Here is a 14,117-nt window from a genome sequence, read left to right as displayed (position 1 = left end):
AGCGTCCCATTTTTATAGTGCCAATAGGCGAATGGTAAGGCAAACTGAAGTTCCGGTGCAAACTCCCCATGAAAATATAATGACTTATACTTTTTTTTAATCAAATAGTCTTTAAAAAGATATTTCAGTTGTACCAATTGACAATAATAAGTATCACGGTAATAGTAAAATAAGTGAGTTGGAAGCTTCCCGTAACGTAACCTCACAACGAGGCTTAGTATTTTATTTATAATTTTTTTAAACATTTCTAGCTAAATCTATTAATGGTGTACCTTATAGAAGTTAATATCATAATTGTATTTCACTTGCCGATAAACATATCTTAAAGCGATAATGAAAGGATTCCGACTTTGCGTGAGGTTTGTTCTGGTCATGGTGCTAGGTTCTGCTTCAGAGTTCTTCTGTTCAAATAACGATTGGTAATCATTATAGAACAATCCTTTCCCTTTCTTTTGAATGAAGGAAAGACACATTTGGTACTCTGTACGATCTCCTTTTATGCCTTCTGCATAATTACCAAATTTCTGGTTGAAACTGCTTCTCCTCAAATGTGGGTGGTCACTATAATAGTAGATTTTTTGATAATCGGCATGCCAGGGTTTAATGTGCATGAAAGAGTAACCATCCTTGTAGTTCTCTAAATATGGATATTTCACATAGGCATAAAACCTGATAATATCGAGGTCATTTTGGGTATTAAAGATGTCTAATGCTTTTTGAAATTCCTCAGGAAACTTCGCTGTAGGGATGAAATCTTCCTGTATATAGAGCGTCAGTCCACTTGATACAGCCGCTTGACCTTTATTAAGGTTATTCCCTAAGCCCCGGTTTTTTGCTGACGTAACTAATTTGAAGTCAAATATCTCTTTTAGGTCCTTAATTTTGTTTAAATGGATTTCTTTACTTCCATCATCAGAAACAACAATTTCCTCAAATGAGCAATTAAGCGATTTAAAAGCATTTAACAAATTTTCTAGCGACTCACTACGGTTATAGTGTGTGATCAGTAGCGATACATCTTTAAATTGATAGTCCATATTATATTTTTACCATACTTTTAACAAGTTTTTGAAGCTTCTTAGATAATTTATTAAGAAACTGATTATAACCTGCAGTAGGTTTATAGCCTTTCCAGGCGGTCATATTCAGGTAGTTGAAAAATTCATTTTTATAATACTCATTGTTATGGAAGTTCTGGTAAATAGGCTTTATCCCAATAAAATGTATAATTGACGGATCCGGGTCTTTAGATTCAGCAATCGTGTTCCATTTCGGGTCGAGCTCATGCCACTGATCGGCGAAAACCACATTTAACCCATATTGATCTGGAAAACCTGCATGTTTTTTATTGTAGGCGATGCAGTCCAGGATCTTTGCAGATAAATCTGTACCCCGCCATTTAACCACATCAATAATTAACAAACCACTATTAAAGTATTTGCTCTCTGGGTTTAATGCTAATTCTTTATAATTGGGTATTCCACCCCAGGGGTTACTCACTTTCTCAGAGCGGTCAACTACTCCTGCAATTATTTTATCATGTAGATCCGTTTCCCATAATGGCAAAAGGTCCTTCCTCACAATCATATCGACATCCAGGTAAATGGCCCTTGTGCAATAGTCAGGAATAAAGTGAGAAATTAAGATCCTGATGTAAACATTTAACGGGAAAGTGGAAGTGTCGAATGGTAAATCCAGATTCTTTGGAATCACCTGTTCAATGGGTAACCAATTGAGTGTGATTTTAGCGCTGGTATGCCCGTTTACAATCTTTAATTTGTTGTTTTTGTCGATATGATCGTCTACGATAAATAATTCGATATGACTGTCACTGGTATGATTAACCTCAATAGATTTTATTAAAGCGGCCAGCATAACTGCATAATGGTTGTCACATACTGTTACTAAGATAATTTTTTTCAATTTATAGACAGGTTGTAGCGGTAATCATTTCGTTTAAAAGTCAAATCGCTATAAAAATGCAATAAATATATCGTCTTTTAAAATGCTAGGTAAAACCAGCATATTCAGGTAACTTACACCAAAGTTCTGATAAACAAAAAATCATCACTAAAAATAAAAAGACCAATGAAAATAGCCGTTTTTAATACCTATCAATATGATAAAGAATATCTGAACCGTTTCAATACAGGCCATGAACTGTCGTTCTTTAACGCCCGGCTTGACTTACAAACTGTAAATCTTAGCAAGGGTTTTGATTGTATCTGTATTTTCGTTAACGATCGCGTTGACGCAGAAGTACTTATTGAATTGGCTAAGAACGGAATTAAGTTGATTGTTCTTCGTTGTGCTGGCTTCAATAACGTCGATATAGAAAAAGCAAAGGAGTTAGGTATTGTGGTTCTTCGTGTACCGACATACTCCCCTGAGGCGGTTGCAGAGCATGCCATGGCCTTAATTTTAACACTAGATAGAAAAACACATAAAGCCTATAACAGGGTTCGTGAGGGGAATTTTTCATTAGAGAAACTGATGGGATTTAACCTGCACCAACGCAAAGTAGCTGTAATCGGTACAGGGCATATCGGACAGGCATTTTGCCGGATCCTTAAAGGCTTTGGCTGCCAGATCGGCGCTTACGACCTATTCCCAAGTGAAGAGATGGAAGCGATTGGTGTTAAATACGGCACGTTGGAAGATACCCTGTGTGATGCCGATATTGTATCCTTGCACTGTCCGCTAACAGACGACACCTTTCATATGATCAATAAAGAAACACTGCAATTATTCAGTGATGGTGCCATGTTAATTAATACCAGCCGTGGGGCTTTGATAGACACCGCAGCCGTAATCGGCGCCTTGAAAAATGGTCGCCTAGGTTATCTAGGGATTGATGTTTATGAACAGGAAAGCAATTTGTTTTTTAATGATCATTCTGAAAACGTGATTGTCGATGATATGATCACAAGACTGATCTCTTTTCCAAATGTGTTAATCACTTCCCATCAGGGTTTTTTTACTAAGGAAGCTATGGAGCAAATAGCTACCGTTACCTTTCAGAATGTTGATGCATTTGAGAAACAAATGCCCTTAGTTAATCGGGTAGGAGTGTAAGAATAAAATCTTTTAAATGAAGCGTTTAATTTGTGTTAACCCTGGTCAATTTGAATATGCAGAAACTCAAGAACCACAGTGGTCTCCAGGTAATTCCATTATTAAAATGGAAAGGCTAGGCATATGCGGAACGGATTATCATGCATTTGATGGCAATCAACCTTTTTTTACCTATCCCAGAATACTTGGTCATGAAATTGCTGGAAAAATCGTACAAACCAGCAGTAAAGCGTTCCAAGTAGGGGATCGTGTTACAGTAAGTCCTTATATCTATTGTGGTAAGTGCATAGCATGCCGCAATTCCAGAACTAATTGCTGTACGGCAATGAACGTTATTGGAGTGCATTCAGATGGAGGGATGCAGGAATACATTTCAATCCCTGACCATTTACTCATTCATGGTGATGGGCTTGATCCTGACCAGTTGGCATTGGTAGAGCCATTGGCAATCGGTGCCCATGGTGTGGCACGAGCTCAGATCTTACCTGGTGAAAACGTGCTTGTGATGGGGGCCGGACCAATTGGTCTTGCAACTGCAGATTTTGTTAGAATTGCAGGTGCCCGCATTATCATGATGGATGTTGATGAGGCGAAGCTGAAGTTTTGCCGTGAAACAATGCGCCATCCAGAAGCAGTTAATGCCGCTTTATCATATGCATACGATCAAGTATCCTCACTAACTAATGGCGAAATGCCAACTGCAATTTTTGATTGTACAGGGAATCTCGGCGCCATTGAACGCGGGTTCAGCTATATGGCTCACACCGCCAGATATGTGTTGATAGGTTTGCAAAAGCAGCAAATTTCTTTTAATCATCCCGAATTCCATAAAAGGGAAGCTACTTTGATGAGTAGCAGGAATGCCTTACCAAAAGATTTTAAACAGGTAATTAAAGCTATAAAAAGAGGTGATGTGTTGACGGACAATTATATTACACACCGCATTAATTTTACGGACGTGAAAGATAAGTTTGCTGGGTTAAGACAGTCGTTAGAACCAGTTGTAAAAGCATTAATTCATTTTTAGCAGGTAAAGGCACATCATAATGATGTGCGTATCACATAAAATACTGGCTTAATATAAATACCCGCTAAATGTAATTTTATCGGGTATTTATTATGTTGATCGGTGCTCATACTTCCTGGCAAATGCTCAGCATCACACCAGACCTGTGCTATAACTAAGCTCGGGAATTCTATTTCAACTGGTAAGCTACCACACTTTTCTTGAAAAATGTCGGCACATAAACAATCTTTTTTACAGGATCATAACCAATATCTGCAGAGTTTATTTTTTCCTTATAGGTCTCTAATAAAACATCATGTTTACCATCAGCATAAACATAATATATATAACCCGGCCAGCTAGAGAATATAAAATCACCGTTGCCAACCGGCTCTATTCCATCACCACCCTGTGGTAAACCAGCTACCTTAATAAGACCTTTTTTAGCATCGGCTCTTAGTAAGTTTTTTCCACCTGCAACATATAAATTGTCACCAACAGCTTTTAAACCGTTAATGCCTTCCATTTCTTCCATGTAACCCTCAATTTTTCCATTAAGTAACCGATGGATCTTTTTAGTTTTCGAATCAGAAATGTAAACCACACCGTTATCGTCAACGGTTACATCATTTAAAAATGCCGCACCTTCTACAGGTAAGGTTTTCTCAACTTTTGCGCTCGGTATGTCAATAATCAACACATCAGTGATATCAGCAACATACATTTTGTCGCCATATATGGCCATACCTTTGGGGGCATTTAAGCCATTAACCCATTCCAGGTCTATAATCTTTCCATCCAGACCAAGCTTACCAATGCTGCCAATGCCATCTTTTGCATCAGAGCTGTTTCCCATAACGGCCACATATAATAAACCTGATTTCGCATCATATAAAACAGATTCAGGCATATTAATTACACTGTCCGTCTGCCAGATTTTTGTTAGCTGGCGTTGTGCCATTGCATTTATACTTAATGTCGTGATAACGAGTAGACCTAGTAATTTCTTCATAGTAATGTGCTAAATATGTTAAAGTTAATGAATTGAATTAGCTAAATATATATAATTCAAAGCATAAGGCCAATTATAACTGTAAATAGAGAATATGTAATGCTTGTTATGCACTACGTGACTTTTTGATTAACTTTGCGCCATAAAATGTAACCATGATTTATTTCTTTTCCAACGAGCGCAATACGGTTTTTGCTGTACAAATAGAACAACCCCTTTCTTCAACAGCTATTTCTAAATTGGTTTGGCTATTCGACGGTGCTGAATTACAACAAGACCACATCTTATCAGGCAGTTATATTGGTCCCCGTGCAACAATGATTACCCCATGGAGTACCAATGCGGTGGAAATTACCCAAAATATGGACCTTCAAGGAATTACAAGAATTGAAGAGTTTCGAAAAGTGGAAGCGGATTTTGAAGATTTCGATCCGATGTTATTACAAAAATACCAGGAACTTAATCAGGATATTTTCACTATTCATATCCAGCCCGAAGCCATACTTCCTATTGAAGATATTGCTGCATACAACCAGCAGGAAGGTTTATCACTAAGTGATGAAGAAGTAGATTACTTAAATAAGCTTTCAGAAAAATTAGGTCGCAAGCTAACCGATTCTGAGGTTTTCGGTTTCTCTCAAGTGAACTCCGAACACTGCCGTCATAAAATCTTTAATGGCAAGTTCGTTATCGATGGCCAGGAACAACCGGTATCTCTTTTTAAATTAATACGTCAAACTTCAGAAGCCCATCCTAACGGAATCGTTTCTGCATATAAAGATAATGTGGCCTTTGTTAAAGGGCCAACGGTACAGCAATTTGCACCTAAACGTGCTGATGTGCCTGAATACTATGAAATTAAGGATTTCGAATCTGTGATTTCCTTAAAAGCGGAAACTCATAATTTCCCAACCACTGTAGAGCCTTTTAATGGTGCAGCTACTGGTTCTGGTGGCGAGATCAGAGACAGGCTTGCCGGCGGACAAGGCTCTTTGCCACTTGCTGGTACTGCGGTTTATATGACCTCATTATCCCGTCTTACTGCCGATAGGCCATGGGAAACGGGCATGGAAGAACGTAAATGGCTTTACCAGACCCCAACCGATATCCTGATCAAAGCCTCTAACGGCGCTTCCGATTTTGGTAACAAATTCGGTCAACCACTTATTACTGGTTCGGTCTTAACATTCGAACATGAAGAGAATAACAGAAAGCTAGGTTATGATAAAGTTATCATGCAAGCTGGTGGTGTAGGTTATGGAAAGGCAAGTCAAGCAAAAAAAGAAATTCCAACAGCCGAAGACAAGATCGTTGTTTTAGGTGGCGATAACTATAGAATTGGAATGGGTGGCGCAGCAGTTTCTTCTGCAGATACTGGTGCCATGGGTACAGGAATCGAATTAAACGCCATACAGCGCTCCAATCCTGAAATGCAGAAAAGAGTGGCCAATGCCGTTCGTGGAATGGTAGAAAGTGATCACAATAGCATCGTTTCTATTCATGATCATGGTGCAGGTGGACATTTAAATTGTTTGTCGGAATTGGTAGAAGAAACAGGTGGATTGATCGACCTGGATAAACTTCCTGTTGGTGACCCAACTTTATCTGCCAAAGAAATTATTGGTAACGAATCTCAGGAACGTATGGGGCTTGTTATTGGTAAAGAAGGTGCAGCAACCCTGAAAAAAATTGCCGACCGTGAACGTGCACCGATGTACGAGGTAGGCGAGGTGACAAACGACCACAGGTTTACCTTCAAATCGGCTACTACCGGTTTGAAACCTATGGACCTGAAAATGGAAGATATGTTTGGCAGCTCACCAAAAGTAGTAATGCAGGACAAAACGGTTGACCGTAAATATTCCAAAATTGAATACGACACTACTAAAATCAATACTTACCTGGAGCAAGTGCTTCAATTAGAGGCGGTAGCCAGTAAAGATTGGTTAACCAACAAAGTTGACCGTTGCGTAGGTGGTAAAGTAGCAAAACAACAATGTGTTGGTCCTTTGCAATTGCCTTTAAATAACTGTGGGGTTACCGCACTAGATTATCAAGGTAAAGACGGAATTGCTACATCTATAGGCCATGCACCGTTATCAGCATTAATTGATCCTGCTGCAGGAAGTCGCAATGCAATTGCAGAATCGTTATCAAACCTTGTTTGGGCACCATTAAAAGAAGGACTAGAAAGTGTATCGCTTTCAGCCAACTGGATGTGGGCCTGCAAAAACGAAGGAGAGGATGCCCGCTTATATGCTGCGGTAAAGGCTTGTTCTGAATTTGCAATTAGCCTGGGTATCAATATCCCTACCGGAAAAGATTCCCTGTCCATGAAGCAAAAATACAAGAATGAGGAAGTGATCTCACCGGGAACCGTAATTATTTCTGCTGCGGCTCATTGCGATGATATCCGTAATGTAGTTGAGCCGGTATTAAAGAAAGACGGTGGTGCGATCTATTATATCAACCTATCGGGAGACCAGTATAAACTGGGAGGATCTTCTTTTGCACAGATCTTAAATAAAGTGGGCGACGAAACGCCGGATGTTGTTGATGCAGCTGCCTTCAAAACCACATTCAATACTTTACAACAATTAATAAAAGCCGGTCATATTCAGGCGGGCCACGATGTAGGCAGTGGTGGTTTAATTACAACCTTATTGGAATTGTGTTTTGCAGACCGTAACCTGGGTGCCAATCTGGATTTATCAGCACTTGGCGATCAGGACTTGGTGACTAAATTGTTTGCAGAAAACATTGCTCTGGTATTCCAGGCTGATGCGCAGGTTGAAGCCATCTTAACAAGTCAAGGCACTACTTTCCATAAGATTGGAGAAGTAACCAATACAGCTACCGTAAACATTAAAGATGCTACAGGCGAGTTAAACTTAGACGTAGATTATTTACGTGATGTATGGTTTAAAACCTCTTTCTTACTTGATCAAAAACAAAGTGGCGTAGTTAAAGCAACCGAACGTTACGAAAACTATAAAAACCACGTTTTAAATTACAAATTCCCATTAGATTTTGATGGCAGGAAACCTGTTATCGATCCATCTAAACCACGACCAAAAGCAGCAGTAATTCGTGAAAAAGGTAGTAACTCTGAAAGAGAGTTAGCTAATGCGATGTACCTGGCTGGCTTTGATGTTAAAGATGTACACATGACGGATTTAATCTCCGGACGTGAAACCTTGGAAGATATTCAATTCATTGGTGCTGTGGGGGGATTCTCAAATTCTGATGTTTTAGGTTCAGCAAAAGGTTGGGCTGGTGCGTTCCTTTACAATGAAAAAGCAAAACTGGCATTAGAGAACTTCTTTAAACGCGAAGATACACTATCGGTAGGTATCTGTAACGGCTGTCAATTATTCATTGAACTGGGACTAATAAATAAAGATCACGAAGAAAAACCTAAAATGCTGCATAACGACAGTCAGAAACACGAAAGTGGTTTTACTTCATTAACTATCCAGGAGAACAATTCTGTAATGCTTTCCAGCCTTGCAGGTTCGACGCTTGGCGTTTGGATCTCCCATGGTGAAGGTAAATTCCAATTGCCATATGCAGAGGAAAAATACAATATCGTAGCTAAATATGGTTATGAAAGTTATCCTGCAAATCCAAACGGATCTGATTACAATACAGCAATGATGTGTGATGATACGGGTCGCCACCTGGTGATGATGCCACATATTGAACGTTCTATTTTCCAATGGAACTGGGCAAATTATCCGGCTGGTCGCCAGGATGAAGTATCACCCTGGATCGCTGCTTTTGTAAACGCCAGAAAATGGTTAGAAGCTTAATCAGCAGTATAAATAAATAACTCAAAATTCTTATATCATGCCCCCAAATTGTTAATACATTTGGGGGCTTTTTAAAGATGAGTGCTGACAAAATGACACTGCACGGACTATCGTAGCCTTTAAGTTTTGCTGCTCCTCAGTCCATATTCAGTCCAAGTTAAGTCCATATTGAGTCCAAGTTTTTACTAGAAAAACTTGGACTCTTAGTATAGTTTTTATGGAGTGTATTTTAACTTTTTCTCAGCCGCACTATACATACTGGGATCTGACAGTCTGTCTGTTCTTTCCATCCCTCTTCCTTGTATTTTAAAATCGCTGGTCTTCCATTGAGTCTCCTTGTGGGCGGCTAAAACAAATAAGGTATTCCAGTGTTTTACTTGTGTTTTAAGCAATTAACTAGCAGTGAAACGGTTGGTTGAGTGGGCTCTAATTGCCATTTCAATTGTTTCATGACTAAATAGTAACAAATTACATTTCTTATGAAAAAACAATCAAGTTCAGAACCTAAATTTAGTACTAAAACTTCTGCAAAGGCAGAGCCGGCATTGATGGAGCTTTTTATCGATGGCATAAAGGACATTTACTGGGCAGAAAACCATTTGGTTAAAAATCTGCCTAAGATGCAACGTTCAGCAACATCAACAGAGCTTGCAAAGGCCATTGGCGACCACCTGGTGGAAACCGAAGGGCATGTTGAACGCTTGATAAAGGTTTTTGACCTGTTGGGTGAAAACCCACAAGCAAAAAAATGCGATGCGATGGAAGGCTTAACCAAGGAGGGTGAAGGCATCATAGAAAGTACCGAAGCTGGAACCGCAACGCGTGATGTAGGTATTATATTGGCATCTCAAAAAGTAGAACATTATGAAATTGCTACTTATGGAGGTTTAGCGCAGTTGGCGATTACACTTGGTTTATCCGAAGTAGCTGCGCTGCTTGAAGAGACTCTTTCTGAAGAGAAAACTGCAGATCGCCTGTTAACAGACGTTGCAGAAAATAATATCAATTTTAAAGCGGCTGAGGAAGCTTAGAACAATCAACAAGTAGATATATAATGGCGAAAAATAAAAAAGATGCTGCAGATGCAGCAGAGAATATAAATGACAAAGTTCAAAAGTTAGCTGCTCATACTACCATTGATGAGGGCGAGTTACTAACAACCAATCACGGTCTTAAAATTAATGACGACCAGAATTCACTGAAAGCCGGAGATCGCGGTGCCACTTTATTAGAGGACTTCATCCTCAGGGAAAAAATTACACATTTTGACCATGAAAGAATTCCTGAACGCGTAGTACATGCCCGGGGTTCGGCGGCACACGGTGTTTTCAAAGTTTATGAATCACAGTCGGCGATTACCAAAGCGCATTTCCTGTTAGATCCAAATGTAGAAACACCTGTATTTGTTCGTTTCTCAACGGTTGCCGGTTCACGCGGTTCTACCGATCTTGCAAGAGATGTACGCGGTTTTGCTGTTAAATTTTATACCCAGGAAGGTAATTTTGACCTTGTTGGCAACAACATGCCTGTTTTTTTTATTCAGGATGCCCTTAAATTCCCTGATTTGGTACATGCCGTTAAGCCTGAACCTGATAATGAGATGCCTCAGGCAGCTTCTGCACATGATACCTTTTGGGACTTTATTTCGGTGATGCCAGAGTCAACTCACATGATCATGTGGTTGATGAGCGACCGTGCCATTCCACGTAGTTATCGTATGATGGAAGGCTTTGGTGTACACACATTTAGGTTAATCAATGCCGCCGGTGAAAGTACATTTGTTAAATTTCATTGGAAACCTTTATTAGGTGTGCATTCAGTGGCTTGGGATGAGGCACAAAACATATCAGGTAAAGATCCTGATTACCATCGCCGTGACCTTTGGGATGCCATAGAAAGTGGTGCCTATCCGGAATGGGAGTTAGGTGTGCAGTTAGTTCCGGAGGCAGATGAGTTTAAGTTCGATTTCGACTTATTAGATCCGACTAAAATAATTCCTGAAGAATTGGTTCCTGTACAAAGAATTGGAAAGATGACACTGAACCGTAATCCTGACAATTTCTTCGCAGAAACCGAGCAGGTTGCCTTTCATGTAGGCCATGTGGTTCCTGGTATTGATTTCACTAACGACCCCTTGCTACAAGGCAGGTTGTTCTCCTATACTGATACACAGCTGATCCGTTTAGGTGGTCCTAATTTTCATGAAATTCCAATCAACCGCCCTGTAGTGCCTGTTCATAATAATCAACGCGATGGTTTTATGCGTCAAACCATCAACAGGGGAAAAGTAAGTTATGGTCCGAACGGCCTGGCAGATAATACCCCTTCCCAGGCCAAGGCTGCTGATGGTGGTTTTACCACTTATAATGAACGTATTGATGCCCGTAAGGTGAGAAGTAGGAGTAAAAGTTTCTTCGATCATTTTAGTCAGGCCAGGTTATTTTTTAACAGCCAGTCTGATCCGGAGAAAAATCACATTATTGATGCATTTTCCTTCGAATTAGGGAAAGTGAAAAGTGTTGAAGTGAGACAAAGAATGCTTGGTGTGATTGCACAAGTGGATAAAAACCTCGCTGCAGGTGTTGGATATAATTTAGGTCTGCATGTTCCTCAGGAACCTGAGCTGCCAATGAACCTTAGTTTTCCGGCGGATGCAGATCCTGCCGATTACCAGCCTGTAGATAAAGAAAGTGAAATTTATATTTCGGCTGCGTTAAGCATGGTAAATACTGTTAAGGACACTATTAAAAGTCGCAAAATTGCAATTCTGGCGGCTGATGGCGTGAACAGCGATTCATTAAAAGCAGTAATGGATGCTTTGATAAATGAGGATGCTATTGTAGAGGTTATTGCACCAAGGTTAGGATTGGTAATCAGTGAGCAGGATAAAAAGATTCCTGTAGACCATACCTTTTTAACAGCAGCTTCGGTGTTTTATGATGCAGTTTATGTTCCGGGAGGAACGAACAGCGTGGCTACTTTGGAAGCGGAAGCTGATGCTGTTCATTTTCTGAATGAAGCATTTAAGCATTGTAAAGCTATTGCCGCTGATGCGGACGCTTTGCAGGTATTAGAAGCTACCTATTTTAGTAAAAAATTACCTGATGATTTCAGCGATGTGAGTGTTTTAACTGAAGGTATTATTGTAAGTGATGACACTGCGAAATTAACTAAACAGTTTATCACGGCTATTGCACAACACCGGTTCTGGGAAAGGGAACTTCCTAGAAAGGTTCCTGCATAGTATGAGGTGAAATCTATAAAAAAAACCTGTATCAGCTTTTGATACAGGTTTTTTTTTACAGACAAATACTGATAAATCGGCTAATATTTAAGCACCGATAATATGGGCAAGTGATCTGATGCGTAATGTTCAGGAATGACCTGATGACTGATGACTTCGAAGTTATTCGACTTCTTAAAGCCTATAAAGTCTATTGCCTTATTTGGGTTAACCACCGGAATGGTAAACTCACAGTTATCACAGGTTCTGGTAAATTGTTCATCAAGCATATTGATTGGAGCGCTGCCTGATACGGCGTTAAAATCGCCAGCGATTATAAATGGCAAAGGTTCTTTTTGTGATATGATGTTGATGTCTCTAACTTGTAACAGGCGATTGGTATCGTCTTTTTGCGCATCGAGGTGAGTAGCGCCGAACCTGATTTTTTTGCCCTTCTGTAGGTCCACTATAACAGTAGCAAGCACCCTATGTTCGCCATATGTGCCTGGCTGGGTAGTTAAATGATGGATTTTTTCAGCGCTAATGGGGTATTTAGACAGGATGGCAACACCGTATTGGCCACCGTCGTGATCAATTGCCTTTGCAAAAAAGAAATTCATCTGCAGTTTTTCTGCCAGCTGGCTGGCCTGGTCAATCCCCCCTGACCTAATGGTATTTACATCTACTTCCTGCAGCGCAACCAGATCTGGTTTCTGTGCGCGGATAACCTCAGCAATAGCAGCTATATCAATTACACCAGGTTTGGAAGGTGGATTGCCGTGGTGAATATTGTAACACAAAATACGGATATTTTGTGCTACACGAACATTCCTTTTCCCGCTTGAAAAAACGCTTTCTGCACAGGACGAAAATAAGGTGATACTAAATAGGATCAGTAGGTGCTTAAAAAACTTCATTCCTTTTTGCGCATAAATTTAGGTATTTTAACCAAAGCCGGTTTACCGTTGCAAATACTGCATACGGCCTGCTTGGTATACTTTAAACATATTGTTCCAACAGGGAGATGGCGTCTTCGTTACCTTGTTGTGCAGCAAGGTCGAAAGCCGAAAGGCCACGTACATCTAACTTGTGTAGGTCTGCTCCGTATTTCAACAGCAGGGCAACGATTTCATTTCTTCCAAACATGGCCGCAAACATTAAAGCGGTACCGCCATTTCCATGTTGCAAATTGAGGTTTGCCCCATTAATGATGAGGAGTTCGGCAATGTCTGCATAACCTTTAAATGATGCGCCCATTAAAGCGGTGTTACCACCAAGATCAGCTGCATTAACGTTGGCCCCCGCGTCTATAAGAAGTTTCGCGGCTTCATAACGATTGTTATAACAGGCAATAATCAGGGGGGTATAACCTTTATCGTCTGCAGCATTGAGTTCCGGGTTTAATGCAATTAAATTTTGTAGTTCGTCAATGTTTCCAGTTCTGGAAGCATTGATCAGTTGCGTAGTCATGTTATTCATTAGCGTTCGTTATTATAGCCCTACAACAACAGCAAGGGTTAAAATGTTTAAGCGTTAGTTATTCAATACTTCCAGCGGCGGATGATTTAAAACCTTTCTGCTACTCAATACGCCGGTAAGCACTACAATCATACAGATAATAACCAGCAACAGCAATATTGGCCAGTAAGGTGGATCAAACGTGGTTTCAAAGCCGTATACCGCTAATGCCCAGCTTGCTGCAAGGGCAAGGATAATACCTGCGCCTGCCGCTAACAGACCAAGGAAAAAGTATTCTATGGCGGTAATTGCAAGAATCTGTTTCCTGCTGGCCCCCAAAGTACGTAATAATACACTTTCCTGTAAACGTTGTGTTTTACTGGTAAGTACTGCAGAAATAAGGACGATCCAACCTGTGGCCATGCTAAACCCTGCCATAAATTGGATGACAAAACCGATTTTTGATAATACCTCATCCAGCAGTTTTAACACCAGGCCAAGGTCAATCACAGATACATTTGGAAAGTTACG

11 protein-coding genes and 1 pseudogene are annotated in these 14,117 nt (G+C 40.1%); 5 read left to right on the top strand and 7 right to left on the bottom strand.

Features of this window, described 5'->3' with window-relative positions; translation table 11 throughout:
• From ACR2F3_RS12720 to ACR2F3_RS12710, 3 genes and pseudogenes are all read right to left on the bottom strand, one after another.
• A pseudogene (locus ACR2F3_RS12720) lies at positions 1 to 245 on the bottom strand (hypothetical protein); the annotation flags it as partial.
• 15 nt (positions 246 to 260) lie between these two features.
• Positions 261 to 1,037 carry a glycosyltransferase gene (locus ACR2F3_RS12715; protein ID WP_432710353.1) on the bottom strand — a complete coding sequence of 259 codons (777 nt, stop codon included), beginning with the start codon at positions 1,035 to 1,037 and terminating at the stop codon, positions 261 to 263.
• A 1-nt stretch (position 1,038) separates the two neighbouring features.
• Positions 1,039 to 1,923, bottom strand: a complete 885-nt coding sequence (locus tag ACR2F3_RS12710) for a glycosyltransferase family 8 protein (protein WP_432710352.1) — start codon at positions 1,921 to 1,923, stop codon at positions 1,039 to 1,041.
• Between the two features lie 165 nt (positions 1,924 to 2,088).
• Between ACR2F3_RS12710 and ACR2F3_RS12705 the strand changes: the two genes are divergently transcribed.
• Entirely contained in the window at positions 2,089 to 3,075 is a 987-nt protein-coding gene (locus ACR2F3_RS12705) for a 2-hydroxyacid dehydrogenase (RefSeq protein WP_432710351.1), read from the top strand.
• 16 nt (positions 3,076 to 3,091) lie between these two features.
• On the top strand, positions 3,092 to 4,102 hold the full coding sequence (locus tag ACR2F3_RS12700) for a zinc-binding alcohol dehydrogenase family protein (RefSeq protein WP_432710350.1): 1,011 nt from the start codon (positions 3,092 to 3,094) through the stop codon (positions 4,100 to 4,102).
• A 169-nt stretch (positions 4,103 to 4,271) separates the two neighbouring features.
• On the opposite strand, the gene ACR2F3_RS12695 is transcribed toward ACR2F3_RS12700, so the two are convergent.
• The gene (locus tag ACR2F3_RS12695; protein ID WP_432710349.1) at positions 4,272 to 5,093 is read right to left on the bottom strand and encodes an ATP-binding protein; all 822 of its coding nucleotides are present in this window, start codon (positions 5,091 to 5,093) and stop codon (positions 4,272 to 4,274) included.
• Positions 5,094 to 5,248: 155 nt separating this feature from the next.
• On the opposite strand from ACR2F3_RS12695, the gene purL reads away from it, so the two are divergent.
• The 3 genes from purL to ACR2F3_RS12680 all read left to right on the top strand — a co-directional run bounded on the left by purL (position 5,249) and on the right by ACR2F3_RS12680 (position 12,149).
• Positions 5,249 to 8,905 (top strand): phosphoribosylformylglycinamidine synthase, encoded by a 3,657-nt coding sequence (gene purL, locus ACR2F3_RS12690; RefSeq protein ID WP_432710348.1) that lies wholly within the window; start codon positions 5,249 to 5,251, stop codon positions 8,903 to 8,905.
• 479 nt (positions 8,906 to 9,384) lie between these two features.
• Positions 9,385 to 9,936 (top strand): ferritin-like domain-containing protein, encoded by a 552-nt coding sequence (locus tag ACR2F3_RS12685; RefSeq protein ID WP_432710347.1) that lies wholly within the window; start codon positions 9,385 to 9,387, stop codon positions 9,934 to 9,936.
• A 23-nt stretch (positions 9,937 to 9,959) separates the two neighbouring features.
• Complete coding sequence (locus ACR2F3_RS12680) at positions 9,960 to 12,149, top strand: catalase (protein WP_432710346.1); 2,190 nt, start codon at positions 9,960 to 9,962, stop codon at positions 12,147 to 12,149.
• Between the two features lie 80 nt (positions 12,150 to 12,229).
• Here the strand turns inward: ACR2F3_RS12680 and ACR2F3_RS12675 are convergent, their stop codons facing one another.
• The 3 genes from ACR2F3_RS12675 to ACR2F3_RS12665 all read right to left on the bottom strand — a co-directional run.
• Entirely contained in the window at positions 12,230 to 13,045 is an 816-nt protein-coding gene (locus ACR2F3_RS12675; RefSeq protein ID WP_432710345.1) for an endonuclease/exonuclease/phosphatase family protein, read from the bottom strand.
• A gap of 82 nt (positions 13,046 to 13,127) precedes the next feature.
• Positions 13,128 to 13,607 (bottom strand): ankyrin repeat domain-containing protein, encoded by a 480-nt coding sequence (locus tag ACR2F3_RS12670; protein WP_432710344.1) that lies wholly within the window; start codon positions 13,605 to 13,607, stop codon positions 13,128 to 13,130.
• Positions 13,608 to 13,661: 54 nt separating this feature from the next.
• Positions 13,662 to 14,117 (bottom strand): FtsX-like permease family protein (locus tag ACR2F3_RS12665; RefSeq protein WP_432710343.1); only part of this gene is annotated, 456 nt, incomplete at its 5' end.

Source organism: Pedobacter sp., from assembly GCF_045627485.1.
Lineage (GTDB): Bacteria > Bacteroidota > Bacteroidia > Sphingobacteriales > Sphingobacteriaceae > Pedobacter.
This window is presented reverse-complemented; position numbering and strand designations above follow the sequence as displayed.